The 20,501-nt window shown below is 69.1% G+C and carries 27 protein-coding genes; 5 read left to right on the top strand and 22 right to left on the bottom strand.

Annotated elements, in window-relative coordinates; genetic code table 11:
- Positions 1–5: 5 nt before the first annotated feature.
- From frr to rpsB, 4 genes are all read right to left on the bottom strand, one after another.
- The gene (gene frr / locus KZX17_RS11580) at positions 6–560 is read right to left on the bottom strand and encodes a ribosome recycling factor (RefSeq protein ID WP_248173593.1); all 555 of its coding nucleotides are present in this window, start codon (positions 558–560) and stop codon (positions 6–8) included.
- Between the two features lie 56 nt (positions 561–616).
- Positions 617–1,336 (bottom strand): UMP kinase, encoded by a 720-nt coding sequence (pyrH, locus tag KZX17_RS11575; protein ID WP_248173591.1) that lies wholly within the window; start codon positions 1,334–1,336, stop codon positions 617–619.
- An 86-nt stretch (positions 1,337–1,422) separates the two neighbouring features.
- On the bottom strand, positions 1,423–2,250 hold the full coding sequence (gene tsf / locus KZX17_RS11570) for a translation elongation factor Ts (protein WP_248173588.1): 828 nt from the start codon (positions 2,248–2,250) through the stop codon (positions 1,423–1,425).
- 78 nt (positions 2,251–2,328) lie between these two features.
- Entirely contained in the window at positions 2,329–3,216 is an 888-nt protein-coding gene (gene rpsB / locus KZX17_RS11565; RefSeq protein ID WP_248173585.1) for a 30S ribosomal protein S2, read from the bottom strand.
- Between the two features lie 279 nt (positions 3,217–3,495).
- On the opposite strand from rpsB, the gene KZX17_RS11560 reads away from it, so the two are divergent.
- Positions 3,496–3,984, top strand: coding sequence for a murein hydrolase activator EnvC (locus KZX17_RS11560; protein WP_248173582.1), 489 nt, complete (start codon positions 3,496–3,498; stop codon positions 3,982–3,984).
- A gap of 64 nt (positions 3,985–4,048) precedes the next feature.
- Here the strand turns inward: KZX17_RS11560 and KZX17_RS11555 are convergent, their stop codons facing one another.
- The 13 genes from KZX17_RS11555 to rpsP form a co-directional block, all read right to left on the bottom strand.
- Positions 4,049–4,948 (bottom strand): tyrosine-type recombinase/integrase, encoded by a 900-nt coding sequence (locus KZX17_RS11555; RefSeq protein WP_248173580.1) that lies wholly within the window; start codon positions 4,946–4,948, stop codon positions 4,049–4,051.
- A 35-nt stretch (positions 4,949–4,983) separates the two neighbouring features.
- The gene (gene dprA, locus KZX17_RS11550; protein WP_248173578.1) at positions 4,984–6,147 is read right to left on the bottom strand and encodes a DNA-processing protein DprA; all 1,164 of its coding nucleotides are present in this window, start codon (positions 6,145–6,147) and stop codon (positions 4,984–4,986) included.
- A complete protein-coding gene (locus tag KZX17_RS11545; protein WP_248173575.1) occupies positions 6,144–7,670 on the bottom strand; it encodes a YifB family Mg chelatase-like AAA ATPase in 1,527 nt (508 codons plus the stop codon). Before KZX17_RS11545 ends, dprA begins: the two co-directional genes overlap by 4 nt.
- Positions 7,667–8,029 (bottom strand): YraN family protein, encoded by a 363-nt coding sequence (locus KZX17_RS11540; protein WP_248173572.1) that lies wholly within the window; start codon positions 8,027–8,029, stop codon positions 7,667–7,669. The genes KZX17_RS11545 and KZX17_RS11540 overlap by 4 nt, the downstream gene beginning before the upstream one ends.
- A gap of 90 nt (positions 8,030–8,119) precedes the next feature.
- Positions 8,120–8,443: a DUF2469 family protein gene (locus KZX17_RS11535; protein ID WP_248173569.1), complete on the bottom strand. Its 324-nt coding sequence runs from the start codon at positions 8,441–8,443 to the stop codon at positions 8,120–8,122.
- 60 nt (positions 8,444–8,503) lie between these two features.
- The gene (locus tag KZX17_RS11530) at positions 8,504–9,163 is read right to left on the bottom strand and encodes a ribonuclease HII (protein WP_248173566.1); all 660 of its coding nucleotides are present in this window, start codon (positions 9,161–9,163) and stop codon (positions 8,504–8,506) included.
- Positions 9,160–9,900, bottom strand: a complete 741-nt coding sequence (lepB, locus tag KZX17_RS11525) for a signal peptidase I (RefSeq protein WP_248173563.1) — start codon at positions 9,898–9,900, stop codon at positions 9,160–9,162. Before lepB ends, KZX17_RS11530 begins: the two co-directional genes overlap by 4 nt.
- Before the next feature lie 133 nt (positions 9,901–10,033).
- Positions 10,034–10,381 (bottom strand): 50S ribosomal protein L19, encoded by a 348-nt coding sequence (gene rplS, locus KZX17_RS11520; RefSeq protein ID WP_248173561.1) that lies wholly within the window; start codon positions 10,379–10,381, stop codon positions 10,034–10,036.
- Positions 10,382–10,546: 165 nt separating this feature from the next.
- A complete protein-coding gene (locus KZX17_RS11515) occupies positions 10,547–10,939 on the bottom strand; it encodes an MFS transporter permease (protein ID WP_248173557.1) in 393 nt (130 codons plus the stop codon).
- A 117-nt stretch (positions 10,940–11,056) separates the two neighbouring features.
- Positions 11,057–11,764 carry a tRNA (guanosine(37)-N1)-methyltransferase TrmD gene (gene trmD, locus KZX17_RS11510; RefSeq protein ID WP_248173554.1) on the bottom strand — a complete coding sequence of 236 codons (708 nt, stop codon included), beginning with the start codon at positions 11,762–11,764 and terminating at the stop codon, positions 11,057–11,059.
- 1 nt (position 11,765) lies between these two features.
- On the bottom strand, positions 11,766–12,377 hold the full coding sequence (gene rimM / locus KZX17_RS11505; RefSeq protein WP_248173552.1) for a ribosome maturation factor RimM: 612 nt from the start codon (positions 12,375–12,377) through the stop codon (positions 11,766–11,768).
- A 2-nt stretch (positions 12,378–12,379) separates the two neighbouring features.
- Positions 12,380–12,610, bottom strand: a complete 231-nt coding sequence (locus tag KZX17_RS11500; protein WP_248173549.1) for an RNA-binding protein — start codon at positions 12,608–12,610, stop codon at positions 12,380–12,382.
- Positions 12,611–12,614: 4 nt separating this feature from the next.
- Positions 12,615–13,025, bottom strand: coding sequence for a 30S ribosomal protein S16 (rpsP, locus tag KZX17_RS11495; RefSeq protein ID WP_248173546.1), 411 nt, complete (start codon positions 13,023–13,025; stop codon positions 12,615–12,617).
- A gap of 184 nt (positions 13,026–13,209) precedes the next feature.
- Between rpsP and KZX17_RS11490 the strand changes: the two genes are divergently transcribed.
- The gene (locus tag KZX17_RS11490; RefSeq protein WP_248173544.1) at positions 13,210–14,367 is read left to right on the top strand and encodes a glutamate--cysteine ligase; all 1,158 of its coding nucleotides are present in this window, start codon (positions 13,210–13,212) and stop codon (positions 14,365–14,367) included.
- Between the two features lie 3 nt (positions 14,368–14,370).
- Here the strand turns inward: KZX17_RS11490 and ffh are convergent, their stop codons facing one another.
- Together ffh and KZX17_RS11480 are read right to left on the bottom strand one after the other, a co-directional pair.
- Positions 14,371–15,921 (bottom strand): signal recognition particle protein, encoded by a 1,551-nt coding sequence (gene ffh, locus KZX17_RS11485; protein ID WP_248173541.1) that lies wholly within the window; start codon positions 15,919–15,921, stop codon positions 14,371–14,373.
- A gap of 43 nt (positions 15,922–15,964) precedes the next feature.
- Positions 15,965–16,513 carry a helix-turn-helix domain-containing protein gene (locus KZX17_RS11480; RefSeq protein ID WP_248173539.1) on the bottom strand — a complete coding sequence of 183 codons (549 nt, stop codon included), beginning with the start codon at positions 16,511–16,513 and terminating at the stop codon, positions 15,965–15,967.
- Between the two features lie 63 nt (positions 16,514–16,576).
- On the opposite strand from KZX17_RS11480, the gene lipB reads away from it, so the two are divergent.
- The 3 genes from lipB to KZX17_RS11465 all read left to right on the top strand — a co-directional run bounded on the left by lipB (position 16,577) and on the right by KZX17_RS11465 (position 18,699).
- Entirely contained in the window at positions 16,577–17,218 is a 642-nt protein-coding gene (gene lipB / locus KZX17_RS11475; RefSeq protein ID WP_248173536.1) for a lipoyl(octanoyl) transferase LipB, read from the top strand.
- Positions 17,215–18,243 (top strand): lipoyl synthase, encoded by a 1,029-nt coding sequence (gene lipA / locus KZX17_RS11470; RefSeq protein WP_248173533.1) that lies wholly within the window; start codon positions 17,215–17,217, stop codon positions 18,241–18,243. Before lipB ends, lipA begins: the two co-directional genes overlap by 4 nt.
- A gap of 126 nt (positions 18,244–18,369) precedes the next feature.
- Complete coding sequence (locus KZX17_RS11465; RefSeq protein WP_248173530.1) at positions 18,370–18,699, top strand: hypothetical protein; 330 nt, start codon at positions 18,370–18,372, stop codon at positions 18,697–18,699.
- A gap of 4 nt (positions 18,700–18,703) precedes the next feature.
- Here the strand turns inward: KZX17_RS11465 and KZX17_RS11460 are convergent, their stop codons facing one another.
- From KZX17_RS11460 to KZX17_RS11450, 3 genes are read right to left on the bottom strand one after another with little or no spacing between them, the layout of a single operon-like run.
- Positions 18,704–19,204: a DUF2004 domain-containing protein gene (locus KZX17_RS11460; protein ID WP_248173527.1), complete on the bottom strand. Its 501-nt coding sequence runs from the start codon at positions 19,202–19,204 to the stop codon at positions 18,704–18,706.
- A gap of 44 nt (positions 19,205–19,248) precedes the next feature.
- Complete coding sequence (gene ftsY / locus KZX17_RS11455) at positions 19,249–20,121, bottom strand: signal recognition particle-docking protein FtsY (RefSeq protein WP_248173524.1); 873 nt, start codon at positions 20,119–20,121, stop codon at positions 19,249–19,251.
- Positions 20,122–20,145: 24 nt separating this feature from the next.
- On the bottom strand, positions 20,146–20,490 hold the full coding sequence (locus tag KZX17_RS11450) for an excalibur calcium-binding domain-containing protein (RefSeq protein WP_248173521.1): 345 nt from the start codon (positions 20,488–20,490) through the stop codon (positions 20,146–20,148).
- Positions 20,491–20,501 lie beyond the last annotated feature (11 nt).

Raw genomic sequence — 20,501 nt, 5'->3', positions numbered from 1 at the left:
GGTGCTCAGACCTCGAGGAGCTCTGCCTCTTTGCGCTTCAACGCCTCGTCGATGAGCTCGACGTGCGTCTTGGTCACACCGTCGAGCTCCTTCTCGGCGCGCGCGAGGTCGTCATCGCTGACTTCGCCCTTGAGCGCATCCAGCTCGTCCTTCGACTTGCGGCGGATGCCGCGGACGTGGACCTTCGCATCCTCCGCCTTGCTCTTGACGAGCTTGACGTACTCCTTGCGACGGTCCGCCGTGAGCTCGGGCATCGTCACACGGACGATGTTGCCGTCGTTGGTCGGGTTCGCGCCGAGGTTCGGCATGTCGCGGACCGCCTGCTCGATCGCCTTGAGCGCCGACTTGTCGTACGGCGTGATGACGAGCGTGCGCGCTTCCGGGGCGTTCAGCGACGCCAGCTGCGCGAGCGGCGTCGGAGTGCCGTAGTACTCCACCTGGACCTTCTGGAAGAGCTGCGGGTTCGCGCGCCCGGTCCGGACGGTCGCGAAGTCCTCCTTGGCTGCCTCCACCGCACGGTCCATGCGGGTCTTCGTGTCGGCCAGGATGTCGGCGATCACGGCATCTCCATTCGTCGGTACGTCCTCATCAGTCTAGTCGGCGAGGGGGCGAGCCCTCAGACGCTGACGAGCGTGCCGATGGATTCGCCGAGCAATGCCCGGGTGACGTTGCCGGCAGGCTCCATGCCGAACACGCGCATGTCCATCCCGTTGTCCATGCACAGGCTGAACGCTGTCGAGTCGACGACCTTCAGGCCGCGCTGGAGCGCGTCGCGGTAGGTGATGTTGTCGAGCTTCTCCGCAGAGGCATCCTTCTTCGGATCAGCGGTGTAGACACCGTCGACACCGTTCTTCGCGACGAGGACCTCCACCGCACCGATCTCGAGTGCGCGCTGCGCGGCGACGGTGTCGGTGGAGAAGTAGGGCAGACCCGCACCGGCGCCGAAGATGACGACGCGACCCTTCTCGAGGTGACGCTCCGCGCGACGCGGGATGTAGGGCTCGGCCACCTGCGTCATCGAGATCGCGGACTGCACGCGGGTGGCGGCACCGGCCTGCTCGAGGAAGTCCTGGAGCGCGAGCGCGTTCATGACCGTTCCGAGCATGCCCATGTAGTCCGCACGTCCTCGGTCCATGCCGCGCTGGCTCAGCTCGGCACCGCGGAAGAAGTTCCCGCCGCCGACGACCACCGCGACCTCGACGCGGTCGACCGCGGCGGCGATCTCCTGCGCGATCTGACTGACCACATCGGGGTTGACACCCAGCTGGCCCGCGCCGAACGCTTCGCCGGACAGTTTCAGGAGGACGCGACGGCGTCCGGTGTTCTCGTCGATCACGGAGTGATCCTCTCGTCGTAGGGAGACTATCGAACGGCATGGAAAAGGGGTTCGCATCGAGCGATGCGAACCCCTTTTCGGATGACTTACGCGCCGACCTTGAAGCGGGCGAAGCCGGTGACCGTGATGCCGGCGTCGGCCGCGACCTTGGCGACGGACAGCTTGTTGTCCTTCGCGTAGTCCTGGTCGAGCAGGGCGACCTGCTTGAAGAACGCGTTCACGCGGCCCTCGACGATCTTCGGGAGGGCGGCCTCGGGCTTGCCCTCGTTCCGGGAGATCTCGGTGACGATCTCGCGCTCCTTCTCGACATCGGCCTCGGGGACCTCGTTGCGGGAGAGGTACGACGGGTTCGCGAACGAGATGTGCTGCGCGATCGAGCGAGCGGTCTCGGCGTCGTCACCCGAGTAGGCGACGACGACCCCGACCTGCGGGGGCAGGTCCTTGCTGGTCTTGTGCAGGTAGACCTGGAACGCGTCGCCGGCGAGGGTGCGGACGCGGCGCAGTTCGACCTTCTCGCCGATGATGGCGGCCTCGTCTGAGATCAGATCGGCGACCGTCTTGCCGCCGGCGTCGGCCGCGAGGGCAGCCTCCGCGGAGTCCGCACCGGCTGCAGCAGCGGCGTCGAGGACCTTCTCGGACAGAGCGATGAACCGCTCGTTCTTGGCGACGAAGTCGGTCTCGGTGTTCAGCTCGATGAGCGTCACCTTGCCGTCCTGCTCGCGCGCGGCGATGAGGCCCTCGCTCGTGGAGCGGTCGGCGCGCTTCGCGTTGCCCTTCGCGCCCTTGAGGCGGAGGATCTCGACGGCCTTCTCGAGGTTGCCGTCGGCCTCCTCGAGCGCCTTCTTCGTGTCGACCATTCCCGTGCCGAGCTGCTCGCGCAGCGCCTTGATGTCGGCGATGGTGAAGTTTGCCATGGGTGGCGGCTCCTCAGTTGTTCGGTGTGGGTTTCCGGACGCCTGCGCCCCGCGGATCGCGGGGCGCAGGCGGGAAGATCACTCGGCGGTCTTCGCCTCGGTGGCCTCGGCCTCGGCGGGAGCCTCGGTCGACTCGGTCTCAGCGGGAGCCTCGGTCGACTCGGCCTCAGCGGGAGCCTCGGTCGACTCGGCCTCGGCCTCCGCCGGCGCGGACTCGAGGAGCTCGCGCTCCCAATCGGCCAGCGGCTCGGCCTCGGCCGACTCGTCGGTCGGGTTGTGGCGCTGGATGAGGCCCTCGGCGGCCGCGTCGGCGATGATGCGCGTCAGCAGGCTGACCGACCGGATCGCGTCGTCGTTGCCCGGAATGGGGAACTGGAACTCGTCCGGGTCCGCATTCGTGTCGAGGATGCCGATCACGGGGATGCCGAGCTTCTTGGCCTCGTCGATGGCCAGGTGCTCGCGCTTGGCGTCGACGACCCAGATCGCCGACGGCGTCTTCTGCAGGTTGCGGATACCACCGAGCGACTTGTGCAGCTTGTCGAGCTCGCGCTTCTTGAGGAGGAGCTCCTTCTTGGTGAAGCCGCTCTCCGCCGGGTTCTCGAAGTCGAGCTCCTCGAGCTCCTTCATGCGAGCGAGGCGCTTGGAGACCGTCGAGAAGTTGGTGAGGAGGCCGCCCAGCCAGCGCTGGTTGACGAAGGGCTGGCCGACGCGCGTCGCCTGCTCGGCGATGATCTCCTGCGCCTGCTTCTTGGTGCCGACGAAGAGGACCGTGCCACCGTGGGCGACGGTCTCGCGGACGTACTCGTACGCCTTGTCGATGTACCCCAGCGACTGCTGCAGGTCGATGATGTGGATGCCGCTGCGCTCGGTGAGGATGAAGCGCTTGACCTTCGGGTTCCACCGACGGGTCTGGTGTCCGAAGTGCACGCCGCTGTCGAGCAGCTGGCGAATGGTGACGACGGCCATGGCCGTGCTCCTGTTCTGTTGGGTTGATTCGCGCCGGACCGGAAGTCGCGGCGAGCCTGGTGCCCGACACACACCCGCCCCGGGAAGGGGACCGCTGGGTGGGATGCCGCGTCCGGCGGATCCGCCGACGCTCTGGGCACGCGTAGTCACCCCGACGAGCAGGGTGCCGTCCCAGTGTAGCAAGAAGACTGCCTCCTCCCCCGCCGCCGCCCGTGACGCTCCGTCCACCGATGGCGCGCGTCACCATGTGCCGCCTTCGCGCGAGCTCAGGCTGAGTGCATGGCCCTCCGCTCGCGTGTCCCGGTCCTCGTCCTGCTCGCGGTGATCGGCGCGGCGGCACTCGCCCCCGCGACCGGCATGCCGGAGTGGGATCTCCCCCTGGAGGGTGCGACGGTGGTTGCGCCCTTCCGAGCGCCTGCGCACGACTACGGGCCGGGCCACCGAGGCATCGACCTCGCTCCCGCGGGCACGGACGATGCCGTCACGGCCCCGGCCTCGGGGACGGTGCTCTTCGCCGGTGTGGTCGTCGACCGCGGCGTCGTGACGATCGATCACGGAGACGGGTGGGTGACGAGTGTCGAGCCAGTCGAGCCGTCCGTGGTCGCCGGCGAACAGGTCGCAGCAGGGGACGTCGTCGGCGCACTCTCACGAGGCGGCCACGCGGCGGCGGGGACGCTGCACGTGGGCGTCCGTCACCACGGGAAGTACGTGAACCCGCTGATCCTCCTCGGGCGTGTACCGCGCGCCGTCCTGCTCCCGTGTTGCTGACGGTCGGGGCGATGCGGCGCTCAGCCAGGTGTCTCCGGCCCGCGTCGCTCCATGACGACGATCGTCATGCCCGAGGGTGCGCCTGCCGGTAAGCGGCTGTCAGACGCTCCGTCGAGACGTGGGTGTAGATCTGCGTGGTGCCGAGACTGGCGTGCCCCAGCATCTCCTGGACGGCCCGCAGGTCCGCACCACCGTCGAGGAGATGCGTCGCTGCGGAGTGGCGGAGCGTATGGGGACCGACGGCATCCGTTCCGATGACGGGGCCGAGCGTGCGTCGGACCACCTCGTAGGCGCTGCGGACCCCGAGGCGTCCTCCCCGCCGACCCACGAACAGGGCCGTCGTCGACGACCCGTCGGCCAGCGCCGGCCTGCCACGCACGAGGTACGCGTCGAGCGCCCGCGCGGCGGGCCCTCCGAACGGGACGGTGCGCTCCTTCGCGCCTTTGCCGAGGACGCGGATGGTCGCCGCGCCCTGATCGATCGCGCCGACGTCCGCGGCGCACGCCTCGGACACCCGGATCGCGGCGCCGTACAGGAGCTCCATGAGCGCGACATCCCGGAGAGCGACGGCGTCGCCCGACTCGTCGGCCGTCGCCCGCAATCCGTCGAGGAGCGCGGCGACGCCGGGCGCAGAGGCGACCGGCGGCAGCGTCCGCCCGCGTTTCGGGGTGACGAGTCGCAGCGCGGGGTCGGGGTCGACGAGCCCTTCCTGCGCGGCCCAGGCGAAGAAGCCCCGGGCGGCCGCGGTGCGACGGGCGATGGTGGCACGAGCCAGACCGCGCTGAACCGAGGACCACAGCCATTCGCGCAGCACCTCGACGTCGACCTCCCCCATCTCCGGGTCCGAGGTCTCCCGGGCCAGATCGGAGAGATCCGCCTGATAGCCGCGAGCGGTCGTCGGTGCGAGGCGGCGAACGCGCAGCACGTGCTCCACGTATCGCTCGACGGCCTGCGTCATCCTCACATCGCAAGGATGCCGTGTCTCCGCTCCGGTTCGGGTCAGGCCCGCCGCCAACCCTCGGGCGCGCGTCGAACGAGTCCCTCGAGCTCCATGAGAGCCAAATGCGCCTGGGCGTCGCCGACCGCGAAGCCGCCTCGACGGGCGATGTCCTCGATGTCGCGGGGGGTGCGATGGCTCACCGCGTCCAGGATCCGGGTGGAATCATCCGTCCGGGCTCCCGACCCCCGTGGTTCGCGCGGATCGACCTCGTCGCCGAGCAGTTCGACGACGTCGTCGACCGAGGTGATGCATCGCGCGTCGTACTCGCGAAGCAGGCGGTGGCACCCCGCCGAGGCCGCGCTCGTGATCGGTCCCGGGACGGCCCCGAGCGGACGGCCCATCGCGGCGGCGTGCCCGGCGGTGTTGAGCGAGCCACTGCGCCACCCTGCTTCGACCACGACCGTCGCGGTGCCCTGCGCAGCGATCAGCCTGTTCCGCTGCAGGAAGCGCCACTTCGTCGGACTCGTCCCGCACGGCACCTCCGCTGCGACCGCACCACCGTCGCGCGTGATGCGGGCGAGCAGGTCCGCGTGGCCCGACGGATACGCTCGGTCGACCCCGCCCGCGAGGAAGGCCACGGTCGATCCGGCTGCGCCGAGTGCCGCGCGATGCGCCATGCCGTCGATGCCGTAGGCACCGCCGCTGACGATGACGACGCCCCGTCGAGCGAGGTGCGTCGCCAGTTCTCCGGTGACGTGCTCGCCATAGCCGGTCGCCGCGCGCGCACCCACCAGCGACACGGACCGGGCGTGACGGGTCAAGACCGCCGGGTCCCCGCGCACCCAGAGGCAGTGGGGTGCGTGCGGGCCGAGATCGCTGAGCGACCGCGGCCACGCGGCATCGTCGGGGGTGATCAGGCGCACTCGCGCGCGACGCGCGGAGTCGAACGCATCGTCGACCGCGGCCCGCCGTGGACGCCACCGCGCCAGTCCGGCGCGAAGGGTCGGATCGTCGGCTGCATCACCCGAGTCGATGACGCGCAGGGCCTCGCGCACGCCTCGCTCGGCGACGAGGGCACCGGCCGTGCCGTCCCCGGGTTCCGTCAGACACGACCATGCGGCGAAGGCGTAAGCGCGCCCGAGGGCATCGGCGTCGCCGAGGACGTCGTCCGTCACCAGCCCGCTCAGACTCGCACGCTGCGTGGAGAGGGAGACGCCGGTCATGCCGCCACACCCCGCTTCAGGAAGAGCGCTCCGCCGACGTCCGTCGCCGACAGGCGGTCCCGCTCGCCGAGGTCCGCGAGCGACCACGCGACCCGCAGCACGCGGTCGTAGCCACGGAGGGTGATCGATCCCCGCTCGAGCGCGTCGTCGAGCGGGCGGGTGATGGTCCGTTCGGGCCGGAACGGACCGTTGCGCAGCCACGGCCCGTCGACCTCGCCGTTGGAGCGCCACGGCGTGTCGCGGAGCCGGCGGCGGGCTCGTTGCCGCGCATCGATCACCCGGGCCCGGGCGTCGGCGGTGGTCACTCGGTCGACCGCTGCGGCTGACGCGACCGAGATGCGCTGCAACCCGAGCTCGATGTCGATCCGGTCCAGCAGCGGTCCCGACAGCCTGCCCAGGTAGCGTCGAATGGCCAACGACGGGCATGCGCACGCACCCCCGGCCACCCCGTAGTTGCCGCATGGGCAAGGATTGGTCGCCACGACGAGCTGGAACCGGGCCGGCAGGACTGCACGGAACCCGACCCGATGGATCTCGATCCGCCCCGCTTCGAGCGGTTGCCGGAGCGCGTCCAGGGCGTGCCCGCTGAACTCACCCGCTTCATCGAGGAACAGGACTCCCCCACTGGCGCGGGCGATGGCCCCCGGCTGCAGGACGCGGCTGCCACCTCCGACCAGTGCGGTCGCGGACGCGGTGTGATGCGGCGCCTCGAAGGGTGGTGTCCGCCGCAATGAGCGGACCGGCAGTCCGCTCAGCGAGCGGATGGAGGCCACCTGCAGCGCGGCCTCGTCGTCGAGGTCGGGCAGCAGTCCGGGGAGGCGCCTCGCGAGCATGGTCTTGCCCGCTCCGGGCGGTCCGCTCATCAGGAGATGGTGCCCGCCGGCGGCGGCGGCGATCAGCGCCTCAACCGCCGCACGCTGGCCGATCACGTCGGCGAGGTCCGGGACGGTGTCGGTCTGGGGGCGCGTTTCGGCGGCTCCGGCGACGGGCTCGAGATCGACGTCGGGGACATCGAGCCCGTGTGCGCGGGCGACGTCTCGCAGGCTCACCGCTCCCCGCACCTCGATGCCCTCGACGAGCTCCGCCTCCGGGAGGTTCGCGTGCGGCACGATGACGCGACGGAAGCCCGCGCGCGCCGCTGCGAGCACGGCGGGCAGGATGCCGGTCACGGGTCGCAATCGCCCGTCGAGGCCGAGTTCCCCCAGATGGACGGTGGCCTCCAGTGAGGCCCGGTCGACGGGCGCCTCGGTCGCCACCGCGGCGATGGCGACCGCCACGTCGAGCGCCGAGCCGCGCTTGGGGAGGTTCGCGGGCGACAGGTTGACCGTCACGTGCCGCCGTGGGAGTGGCAGGTCGCTGTTCGCGCAGGCGTTGTGCACGCGCTGCTGGGCCTCTCCGATGGCCTTGTCGGCGAGGCCGATGATCGAGAAGCCGGGGATCTGATTGGAGAGGTCCGCCTCGACCTCCACGAGGTCGCCCGTGAGGCCGGAGAGGACGACGGACCACGTCCGTCCGAGCGTCATCGGAGGTCCTCGAGATGCTCGAGGATCGCGGTCGACGGTTCAGGCCCCGTCACACCGATGAGATCGAGCCTCAGCCGGCGACCACGCGCGGCATCCGGATGCGCCACGATCCAGGCAGCCGCAAGCCGCCACAGCCGATCGCGCTTGCGCGCCTGGACCGCTGCGAACGGGTGCCCGAACCACTCGCTGCGCCGCGTCTTGACCTCCACGACCACGAGCTCGTCGCGTCGGGTGGCGACGATGTCGATCTCGCCGGTGTGCGTCCGCCAGTTGCGGTCGAGGATGCGGTACCCGGATGCCTCGAGGTGACGCGCGGCGCGTTCCTCCCCGGCGCGGCCGAGGTCGTCCTTTGCTGCCATACGACCACTGTCGGCGAAGGCAGCGGCGACGACGTCACGCTCGAGCGGCCTCGTGGAGAGGCGTCGTCCGGGTGGAGATGTGGAGGAGGATCAGCCGTCGAGTGAGAGCTCGTCGGGGAGCTGGAAGTCCCGTCGCTGCAGCTCCTCGACGTTGACGTCCTTGAACGTCAACACCCGCACGGACTTCACGAATCGGTCGGCGCGGTAGATGTCCCACACCCACACATCGTTCATCGAGATCTCGAAGTAGAAATCGTGCTCGGTGTCGCGCCGGACGACGTTGACCTCGTTGGCGAGGTAGAACCGGCGCTCGGTCTCGATCACGTACTGGAACTGCCCCACGACGTCGCGGTACTCCTTGTAGAGCGCCAGCTCGAGTTCGCGGTCGTAGTCCTCGAAGACTTCGTCATCCATGGTGATCCCATCCTAGGCGCGCGTGTCGTCGCCGCCGGACCTCCCGTCCACGGCGCGACGTCAGAACAGCGTCGGGGCGGAGGCGATCGACCAGGACGCGCGGTGGTGTCCGCTCAGTCCGTGCGCATCGATCGCGGCGCGGTGCTCCAGGCTCGCATATCCCTTGTTGCGCGCCCACTGGTAATGCGGGTGCTCGTCGTGCAGCGTGGTCATCACCGCGTCCCGCTCGACCTTCGCGATGACGGATGCGGCGGACGCCGACGCGCAGTCGCGATCCGCCTTGACGATCGGCGTGACACCACGTCCGACTCGCGCGATCGGGGTGATGTAGTCGTGGTTGCCGTCGAGGATCACCAGGGCGGAGTCCACGTCGACCCCCTGCGAGCGGAGCCCCTCGATCGCGCGGACCGCCGCGAGCCCGAGGGCGCGGATGATCCCCACCTCGTCGACCTCGGCGGCGCTCGACCACCCCACGGCGTTCGCCGGGACCCAGGATCGCGCGCGTGCTGCGATCGCGGCGCGCCGGCTCTCGACGATGAGCTTCGAATCGCGGAGCCCCTCCGGCACCCGGCGACGACTCAGCGCAGGGTCCGCCAGGACCGCACCGACGGCGACGGGACCCGCGAGGGCGCCCCGCCCGACCTCATCGCATGCGATGAGGAGGGCGTGCTCGCGCAGCAGGCGTCGTTCGACGGTCAGCTTCGGCGCGACGACGCTCATGGCGCCGGCACCCCACGGAAGACCTCGTGGTGGAAGTCGATGAGACCGAACCGATCGACGGGCCAGGTGATGAGGAACGCGCGACCGACGATGTTGTCGATGGGTACGAAGCCGTCACCGGGCTGATCCTGTTGGTAGCGGGAGTCCTGCGAATTGTCGCGGTTGTCACCCAGCACCCACACCGAACCGTCCGGGACCGTGACGTCGTAATCGACCTCCTGCGGCGCCGTCTGCGAGTCGTTCAGCGACAGGTAAGGCGTCTCGTCGATGGGCACGTCGTTCACGGTGACCTGTCCGAGCGCATTGCAGCAGACCACGTGGTCTCCGGGCATCCCGACGATCCGCTTGATGAGGTGATCCTCGCTGTCGGACGTGCTGAGACCGACGAGCGAACCGAGCCAGTCCAGTGCCGCGGTGAGGGGAGGCTGCTGCGGCGCGTAGGCGACCGGGAGCCATCCGCCCGGATCCTTGAACACGACGACGTCGCCCCGGTCGTACCCACCGAACCTCGGGGTGAGTTCGTCGACCAGGATGCGGTCGCCCTCGAGGAGGGTGCGCTCCATCGACGCGGACGGGATGTAAAAGGCCCGCACCAGGAACGTCTTGACGAGGAACGAGACGAGGATCGCGACGAGCAGGATCACGAGCACGTCGCGGATGAAGGGCCACGGACCACGCCGCGGACGGGTCCGAGGCGTGGAGTCGGCCGTGTGCGACGACGGGGAGTCGGTGGTCATGCTGTCCTTCACCGGCGCCGGGGTTCGGCAACCAGCATCCAGGGTCGCACATCGATCCCCGAGCGAACGCCGAAAACGCCTCGAAACGACGGATGCCCCGGGACCGGGTCCCGGGGCATCCGTCGTGAAGCGCTCAGCGGTCGCGCTTCTCCTTGATCTTGGCCTTCTTTCCGCGCAGGTTGCGGAGGTAGTAGAGCTTCGCACGACGCACGTCACCGCGCGTGACGACCTCGATGTGGTCGATCACCGGGCTGTGGACCGGGAAGGTACGCTCGACGCCCACCTGGAAGCTGATCTTGCGGACGGTGAACGTCTCGCGGACACCGTCGCCGGAACGACCGATGACGACGCCCTGGAACACCTGGATACGCGAACGGTTGCCTTCGGTGATGTTGACGTGCACCTTGACGGTGTCACCGGCGTTGAAGGCGGGGATGTCGGAGCGCAGCGAGGCCGCGTCGACAGAATCGAGGATCTGCATGATCGTCACTTCCTGCGACCGCCACAGGTCGATCGCGAGAGTATGAGGGAAAGAGGATGCGGTGCCCTCGACGCCGAACCGGCGTCGTACTCCCCTGAGGCAGAGCGTGTTCAGGGCACGAGGATCCATTCTGCCATGGAACGCTCCCCCGTTCCAACACCCGCGTCAGGGTTCGCGCCGCTCCTCCACGACCACGACACCCGATGTCGCCTGATCGGCGGGCGCCGTGTAGCGCCGGAGGACGGCCGACGGTCGCGCCTCCTGCAGCAGTTGACGCACGGAGGACCAGAACACGGCGAGGTAGACCACCACCGCCGCGACGAGGAGGGGCCAGAACCACACTTCGCTGAAGAACCCGACGCCGATGGTCAGGACGTGCCACAGACCGATGCCCGCGACATCCCACCACGACACCGTCCTGCTGTGTCGCACCGTGCCCCGGGAGCGCACGAGCAGCGTCACCGCGAGTTGACCGACGAGAACCGAGGGGATCGCGATGATGAGGATCCACGCCAGGGCCCAGCCGCCGGCGTCCGCGATGATCCACCCCGCGATCAACCAGGCGGGCAGGACCGCTGCGCTCGGGAGGAGCCAATGGAAGAAGCCACGACGGACCAGTATGAGGCGATCGTACGCCGCCGTCCGGGGTGTCCGCCGAGAACCGGCATCCCTCGCTCAGCTCTCATCGGACGGGCCGAGCAGGTCCGGGCGGCGAGCCCGGGTCCGCTCGATCTGCTGCTCCCGCCGCCACTGCGCGACACGCGCGTGGTGCCCGCTCAGGAGCACGTCGGGCACGTCGCGTCCGCGCCAGGACGCGGGCTTCGTGTACGAGGGGTACTCGAGGAGGCCATCCTCGTGCGACTCCTCGACGAGACTCGCCGGGTTCCCGACGACGCCCGGCACCAGGCGGCCGACCGCCTCGATCATGGCCATCGCCGCGACCTCGCCGCCGTTGAGCACGTAGTCCCCCAGGCTGACCAGCCGGACCCGGCCGAGCGTGTTCGCGTAGTCGAACACGCGCTCGTCGATGCCTTCGTAGCGCCCGCAGCCGAAGACGAGGTGCTGCTCGTCAGCCCACCCACGAGCCGTGCGCTGCGTGAACACCTCACCCGCCGGGGAGGGGAAGACGAAGACCGGGTCGGAGGACGGCGGATCGTCCGCGACGACGGCGTCGAGGGCCTGCGCCCACGGTTCCGGCTTCATGACCATGCCGGCCCCGCCGCCGTACGGCGTGTCATCGACGGTGCGATGGCGATCCGTGGCGTGGTCGCGGAGGTCGTGGACGCGGATGTCCAGGAGGCCGGCGCCGCGCGCACGCCCCAGGAGGGAGACCTCGAGGACGTCGAAGAACGCGGGGAAGATCGAAACGACGTCGATGCGCACGTCAGGCCTCGTCGTCGGCCTCGTCGCGAACGGCGTCGACCGACTCAGCGGGCTGCTCATCGCCAGGCAGGTCCTCGAAAAGGCCCGCCGGCGGTGTGACGATCACTCGACCCGACGCCATGTCGACCTCCGGAACGATCGCTTTCACGAACGGCACGAGCACGTCTCGGCCGTCAGCCAGCGTCACGGCGAGCAGATCCTGGGCCGGGAAGTGGTCGACACGGGCGACCCGGCCGATGACGTCGCCGTCGCGCACGACGTCGAGTCCCACGAGCTGGTGGTCGTACCAGGCATCCTCTTCGGTGACGACAGCGGACGCGTCCTGGTCGACCCAGAGGATGGCACGGACGATGGACTCGGCCGCGGTGCGGTCCTCGATCCCGTCGAGGAAGACCACCGGATGCGAGTTCATCCATTTGAACTCGCGCACCGTGACGTTCTTCCCGTGCCAGGGAGAGGACTCGGGGACCTGCAGGGTGAAGACGGCACCGGGGACGAATCGCCCGTCCGGGTCGTCGGTGTACAGCTCGACCTTCAGCGCACCCTTGAGGCCGTGCGCCTTGACGAGACGCCCGACGCGAAGCTGCGTGCGGGCGGATCCTGTCGAGGCCACGGTCAGTCGTCCGCGACGTCGACGCGGACGCGCTTGCCGTCGGCGAGTGCCGAGACGAGGGTCCGCAGGGCTTTGGCCGTGCGTCCGCCGCGCCCGATCACGCGACCCCGGTCGTCGGGGTGCACGCGGACCTCCAGGACGTCGCCTCGCGGCGAGGTGCTGGAGCGGATGTCCACGTCGTCCGGGTGATCCACGATCCCCTTGACGATGTGCTCGAGCGCAGCGGCAAGCAACGGATTACTCCGAGTCGGTCGACTCGGCCGTGTCGGCCTCGGCGGCGGGCGCGTCGGCCTTCTTCTCGGCCTTGGGCTTGATGACGGACTTCTTGGACGAGTCGGCGACGAACTCCTCCTTGGCGGCCGCGGTCTTCACGGTCGACACGGCGTCCTTGTCGCCCTTGAACTTGCCCCAGTCGCCCGTGAGCTTGAGGATCGCCGCGACCTGCTCGGTCGGCTGCGCGCCGACGGAGAGCCAGTACTGCGCGCGCTCCGAGTCGACCTCGATGAACGAGGGCTCCTCGGTCGGGTGGTACTTGCCGATCTCCTCGATGACGCGACCGTCGCGCTTGGTGCGCGAGTCGGCGACGACGATGCGGTAGTAGGGCGCACGGATCTTGCCGAGACGCTTGAGACGGATCTTGACAGCCACAATTCTCCTGAATGGTGTTGTGAATGGTGATGAACGTCGCCTGGAGCGTGGGGTGCACACCCGGCGGGAGCTCTGGGTGGACCTCCGAGCCGGATAGAGGGTCGAGCAAGGCGGTCCAACCGTCCATTCTGCCAGATGACGGGGGATGCCGCGAACCGCCGAACCGCCGTGTCACACTGGGCGCATGACGGTGACCTTCGCGACATCCGCCCGCTCGACGGTCGGAATCGAGTGGGAGATCATGCTCGCGGACAGGGCAACCGGCGACCTGGTCCCGCGCGCCCCCGAGATCCTGGATCAGATCGAGGAGCAGACCCGTCACGAGCGCCACACCGTCACGGGCGAGCTGCTGACGAACACGATCGAGGTCACGAGCGGAGTGGGCGACACCGTCGCAGCCGCCGTCGACGACATCGGCGACGCCATCGACCTGATCCGGACCGTCACGGATCCCCAGGACATCGAACTGCTCTGCGCGGGGAGCCACCCGTTCGCGCGCTGGTACGACCAGCAGGTCACCGACAAGACCCGCTATCACAAGCTCATCGAGCGGACCCAGTGGTGGGGTCGCAACATGATGATCTGGGGCATCCATGTCCACGTCGGCGTCGAGGACGTCCGCAAGGTGTTCCCCATGATCAACGCCCTCTCGGCGTATCTCCCCCACCTGCAGGCGCTGTCGGCGTCGAGCCCGTACTGGGCCGGCGATCGGACCGGCTACGCCTCGAACCGATCACTCGTCTTCCAGCAGCTTCCCACCGCCGGTCTGCCGTGGCCGCTCGAGTCGTGGGCCGAGTACGAGGGGTACCTCGAAGACATGGTGCGCACCGGCGTCATGGAGGACGCGACAGAGGTCCGATGGGACATCCGTCCCGCGCCGCGGTGGGGCACGATCGAGATCCGGGCGTGCGACGGCATGTCCACCCTCCCGGAACTCGCAGCCGTCGCGGCGTTGGTCCAGGTCCTCGCCGAGCACTTCTCCCGGATGCTCGACGACGGCCGGACCCTTCCGACCATTCAGCCGTGGTTCGTCCGCGAGAACAAGTGGCGCGCTGCCAGGTACGGCCTCGATGCCAAGGTCATCGTCGACCGCGACGGTGGTGAACGGCTGGTGTCCGAGCACCTCAGGGAGATCGTCGAGGACCTCGCACCGCTCGCCGCCGAACTCCACTGCGCGAAGGAGTTCGCGGGAGTCACGTCGATCCTCGACCAGGGCGCCAGCTATGCACGGCAGATCCGTGTCGCCGACGCGGCGGACGGCGACCTCCGCGCAGTCGTCCACCACCTGATCAGCGAATTCCGCGGCGGCCCCTCACTGCGCGAGGTCGTCTCGGTCGGCTGAGGATCAGCCCTTCCCGAAGAGCTTCTGGATCTCCGCCAGGTCCTGCTCCGTGGGCTGAGGAGCCGCCCCCAGACCGAAGCCCGATCCGGTCGGCGCCGCAGGCGACGCCGCGAGACCGGCGTTCTCCGCCGCGCGCTTCGCGGGGTTGCCCGAGCGGGAGCCCCCGCTGCTCTTCTGCTTCTTGCCGCGTTTGCTCGACGCTCCCGGCTTGCCGCCCATCGGTCCCATGCCGGGGACGCTGGGCACACCGCCGCGCGCGACCGTCTTCATCATCTTCGCGGCCTGATCGAAGCGCTGCACGAGTTGGTTCACATCGGTGACGGTCATCCCGGATCCCCGCGCGATGCGGAGGCGGCGTGAGCCGTTGAGCACCTTCGGGTTCCGTCGCTCGACCGGCGTCATCGAGCGGATGATCGCTTCCGTCCGGTCGATCTCGCGCTCATCGAAGTTCTCGATCTGCTGCTTCATCTGTCCCATGCCGGGCAGCATCCCCAGCATCTTCTTCATCGAGCCCATCTTGCGGACCTGCTGGAGCTGCTCCAGGAAGTCCTCCAGCGTGAACTGCTCGTTCGCGAGCTTCTCGGCGACACGCTGCGCTTCTTCCTCGTCGAAGGCCTGCTGAGCCTGCTCGATGAGGGTGAGGATGTCGCCGAGGTCGAGGATCCGGCTCGCCATGCGGTCGGGATGGAAAGCCTCGAGGTCGTCGAGGCCTTCACCGGTCGACGCGTAGATGATCGGGCGGCCGGTCACCGACGCGACCGACAGCGCCGCTCCACCGCGCGCGTCGCCGTCCAGCTTCGACAGCACGACACCCGTGAAGTCCACGCCGTCCTGGAACGCCTTGGCGGTGTTCACGGCATCCTGACCGATCATCGCGTCGATGACGAACAGCACCTCGTCCGGGTCGGTGACCTTCCGGATGTTCCCCGCCTGCTTCATGAGCTCGGCGTCGACACCCAGACGCCCCGCCGTGTCGATGATGACGGTGTCGTGCTGCTGACGGCGGGCGTACTCGACGCCGTCCCGAGCGACCCTGACGGGATCGCCGACGCCGTTGCCCGGCTCGGGCGCGTAGATGGCGGCGCCCGCCCGCTCGGCGACGACGGTGAGCTGGTTCACTGCGTTCGGTCGCTGGAGGTCGCAGGCGACCAGGAGCGGGGTGTGCCCCTCCTTCTCGAGCTGCTTGGCGAGCTTGCCGGCGAAGGTGGTCTTCCCCGAGCCCTGCAGCCCGGCCAACATGATGACCGTCGGTGGCTGCTTGGCGAACTGCAGGCGACGCTGCTGTCCGCCGAGGATCGCCACGAGTTCCTCGTTCACGATCTGCACGACCTGCTGGGCGGGGTTGAGCGCACGGTTCACCTCGTCGCCGAGCGCACGCTCGCGGATCCTGCCGGTGAACTCCTTGACGACCTGCAGCGCGACGTCCGCGTCGAGCAGGGCGCGTCGGATCTCGCGGACCGTCCCGTCGATGTCCGCGGGCGTGAGCTTGCCCTTGGTCCTGAGGTTGCGGAAGGTCTCGGTGAGACGATCGGAGAGCGTGCCGAAGGTAGCCATGATGCTCCGAGTTTAGACGAGCGACGGTCGGTGCTCGGGCCCCTCAGGGCAGGGTGACGGAGGCGATCGTCAGCGCCGTCTCCAGCTCGTCCGACAGCGGCGTCCGTCCCGGCCCGGCCAGGGCCCAGCGCTCGATCGACGTCAGCACCGCTGCGGCGTGGGCGCCGCCGGCCACCGCGGCGGCGACGGCACCCGACCCGGCGGCGATCAGTGCGTCCGCCACCGCACGTGCGATGCGCGCCTGCCGCCAGGCCGCGGCACGCTCGAGGTCGGCGCGGAGTCCCATCGCATCGGCGTGCATGAGGGCGAGGGCGAGGCTGTCGGGCCGGAACCCCGTTCCGAGCCCGCGCAGGGCCGCCGCGGTGCCGCGCGCCGCCATCGCTGCGGGCAACTCGGCGATTCGATCGTCCAGCGCGGACCAGAGGATCGCGTCCTTCGAGTCGAAGTAGTTGAAGAAGCTCGACCGGCTCACCCCCGCGCGGGCGGCGATGTCGCCGATCGAGGTCGCATCGAACCCCCGCTCGAGGAACAGCTCGCACGCCGCCTCGGACAGCGCAGAGCGCGACGAGGACCGGGGCCTGCCTGATGACATGCGAACACTGTACTGAGGTCGTATTGTTGTACTCGGTTCAGAAACTCGAAGCGAGGAGACAGCGTGCTCGACGTGCAGACGATGGGGCTGTCGCCTCGTCTCATCCCGTACCCGGAGGCCTGGGCCCGGCAGCGCGCCGTCCACGCAGACGTCCTGGACGGTTCCCGAGGGGACACCCTGCTGCTCATGGAACACGCGCCCGTCTTCACTGCCGGCGCGCGCACGGCGCGTCACGAGCGCCCGACGGACGGGACACCGGTCATCGACGTGGACAGAGGCGGGAAGATCACCTGGCACGGCCCCGGACAGCTGGTGGGCTACCCCATCGTCCGTTTGGGCGAGCCGGTCGACGTCGTGGCGTACGTCCGTCGACTGGAGGGCATCCTCATCGATGTCCTGCGCGCGTGGGACGTCACCGGTGTGCGTGTCGACGGTCGCAGCGGTGTCTGGATCCGTCGGCCGCTCTCGGAGGACAAGATCGCCGCGATCGGCGTCCGCGTGCAGCGAGGCGTCACCATGCACGGTTTCGCACTGAACTGCGACAACTCCCTCGCCCCGTTCTCGCAGATCATCCCCTGCGGGATATCGGATGCCGGGGTCACGACCATGAGCGAGGTACGAGGCGACGACGTCTCCCCCGCTGACGTCGTGGAGACGGTGGCTGCCGCGTTCACGCACGCCTTCTCGGCGGAGGCCGTCGCGTGAGCGCGTGCGGGTCGCCGGCGCACGCAGGCGCGAACGCTGCAGCGCCGAGCGGTCGCAAGCTCCTCCGTCTCGAGGTGCGCAACGCGCAGACCCCGATCGAACGGAAGCCGGAATGGATCCGGACCAAGGCGAGGATGGGGCCGGAGTACCGGGAGCTGCAGGGTCTCGTGAAGCACGAGGGTCTGCACACGGTCTGTCAGGAGGCCGGCTGTCCCAACATCTTCGAGTGCTGGGAGGACCGAGAGGCGACGTTCCTGATCGGCGGCTCGCAGTGCACGCGGCGGTGCGACTTCTGCCAGATCGACACTGGCCGCCCCGCCGCGTACGACACCGACGAGCCGCGACGCGTCGCCGACAGCGTCCGACGGATGCGGCTGCGGTACGCCACGGTCACGTGCGTCGCGCGGGACGACCTCGCCGATGGCGGCGCCTGGTTGAACGCCGAGACCGTGCGGCGGATCCATGCCGACAACCCGGGGACCGGCGTCGAGCTCCTCGCGACCGATTTCAACGGCGACCCCGCGCTGCTCGACGAGGTCTTCGCCTCCCGTCCCGAGGTGTTCGCGCACAACGTCGAGACCGTTCCGAGGATCTTCAAGCGGATCCGCCCGGCCTTCCGCTACGAGCGCTCGCTCGGTGTGCTCACGCGAGCGCGGGATGCGGGTCTCATCACCAAGTCCAACCTCATCCTCGGCATGGGCGAGGAGATCGGCGAAGTGGAACAGGCCCTCCGCGACCTCCACGATGCGGGCACCGACATCATAACGCTCACGCAGTACCTGCGGCCCAGCCCCCGACACCTGCCGGTGGCCAGGTGGGTGGCACCCCAGGAATTCGTCGAGCTGAAGGCGCTCGCGGAATCGATCGGGTTCCTCGGCGTCCTCGCCGGCCCGCTCGTGCGTTCGTCGTATCGAGCCGGCCGGCTGTGGGCGGCCTCCATGGTCTCGAAGGGGAGGACGATCCCCGACTCGCTCGCCCACCTCGCCCGTGAGGCGCAGACCTCGGGGTTCGCCCAGGCGGTCTGAGGACTCCTCCACATCGGCGGGCGCCCACCGCCCCTCCTCCGGGGCTCGGTGGGCTCGGTCGAGGGGTACCGCACGCTCCTACGGTCGGGGTGTCGGGACGGTCCCGACGGACCGAGGAGGTCCCCCTTGCGCACATCGATCACCGCCGCTGCTGCGGTCGGAACAGCAGTCCTGCTCTCCCTGCTCCTTCCGGCGGCGAGTCACGGAGCGGACACCGTGCCCCCGCCGGACGACACGATCGTGTCGGTGACGGGCGACGCGGCGAACGGGTTCGAGATCCAGTACTACGACGGAACCGCGCTCTATCCGCCCACGGACTCCGAAGCGATGGCGGAGTGCTCGGAGCACGACACGCGCGTCGAGCGGGTGCGCTGCCGCACCGAGGTCCGGACGTGGTACCGCGACCTGAGCGATCTCGCGCAGGCACTCGACTGGGCCCACGCGCAGGCGGGCTGAGGTGTCAGTCGGCGCTCGTCACCGACTGCACGGCACCGGCGACGTCGAGGTTCACGAGCAGCACGTCATCGGTGGAGTCCGGGTCGAGGGCGTACTCGAGCACGGCGAACGGATCCTTCCCGCCGTGCTCGTCCGCGAGGATCGTCATGCTCATGAGCTGCAGTGAGCGGATGACGTCCATGTGGGTGTCCCCCGAGACGTCGACCAGGAGGTCCTCGAGATCCTCCCCCAGCATCTCCTGCTGTTGGAGGATGAACTCCGTCACCTCGCTCGTTCTATCGTCGAGTTCGGACACCATCGCGTTCCGGGCTCGGAGATCGATCGCCTCCAGGGCCGCGATCATGGCGGCGGCGACGTCCAGGGCATCGATCGAGACGTCGTCCTGATCGGGCGCGGTCAGATCGACCGTCACGCGCTGGTCACCGAAGTCGACGACCTCGGACCAGAAGATCGACCCGTCGGGTCCGGACTCGAGGAGTCCGAAATAGTCGTGCTCGATCGCCATGGGTCAATGAAACCAGCGTTGCGGTCCGAGCGCGAGCCGCAGCGTCAATCGACCAGCGCCGACGCGAAGACGTGGGGGGTGAAGCCGGTCAGGTCGCCGATCCCCTCACCCTGCCCGAGCAGCTTGACGGGGATGCCGGTGCGCTCCTGCACGGCGAGGACGAAACCACCGCGCGCGGACCCGTCGAGTTTCGTGAGCACGAGGCCGGTCACACCGGCGTGCTGCAGGAACGCCTCGGCCTGCATCACACCGTTCTGGCCGGTGGTGGCATCCAGAACGAGGAGGACTTCACTGATGGGCGCTTGCTTCTCCACGACGCGCCGGATCTTCGTGAGCTCGTCCATCAGACCGTTCTTCGTGTGCAGCCGGCCTGCAGTGTCGACGAGGACGATCTCCGTCCCGGTACGGATCGCGTGGTCGATCGTCTGGAAGGCGACGGATGCCGGATCCTGTCCCTCGTGCTGTGGCCGCACGATCGACGCGCCTCCGCGCTCTGCCCAGGTGGCCAGCTGATCGACGGCGGCCGCCCGGAAGGTGTCAGCCGCGCCGACGACGACGGTCCGGCCGAAGCGCCGCAGGTAGTGGGCGAACTTCCCGATCGTCGTCGTCTTGCCCACACCGTTGACGCCGACGACGAGTACGACCGCCGGACGCTCGGTGAGCCGGAGCGTCGTGTCGAACGCCGCGAAGTGCTCCTCGAGCGTCTCGCGCAGCATCCGCTGCAGGTCCTTCGGGTCGGTGGTCCGGTATCGGTCGACCTTCTCCCGCAGTTCGTCGATGATCCGCTCGGTGATGTCCGGCCCGAAGTCGGCCGTCAAGAGCGCGGTCTCGAGGTCGTCCCAGGTGCTGTCGTCGATCGTGGGCTTCACGAACATGCCGCGCAGGGCGCGACCGAGGGACCAAGAGCTCTCCGCCATGCTTCCCAGGCTAGTGCGCCGGGGTCAGCCCTTCTCGCAGGCGATCCCGTCCTTATCGCGGTCCATCTTCTGGTTCGCCTTGTACAGCGGTGTCGACACCGTCGGCTTCACGGTGAACGGCTTCTTCTTGCCCTTCACCATGTTCCCGGTGACGCCCGCTTTGGCGACACTGCCTCTGTGCACCTTGTTCAACTCCGTGCAGTTCTTGAAGGTCTTCACCACCGGCTTCTTCTGCACCACGGATGCGTGCGTCTGCGTTCGTTCCATCGTCGGCGCAGCGACGGCCGCAGATCCCATCATCGGCGCGAAGACCAGCACAGCCGCAACCGCCGTCGCGAGCGCCGCGCGCCGTCCACCAGAAACGATCATCGCGTTCCTCT

The organism is Microbacterium sp. EYE_78 (assembly GCF_023149035.1).
Taxonomy (GTDB): domain Bacteria; phylum Actinomycetota; class Actinomycetes; order Actinomycetales; family Microbacteriaceae; genus Microbacterium.
Note: the sequence above shows the minus strand (reverse complement) of the source record. Positions and strands in the feature narration are given on the sequence as shown.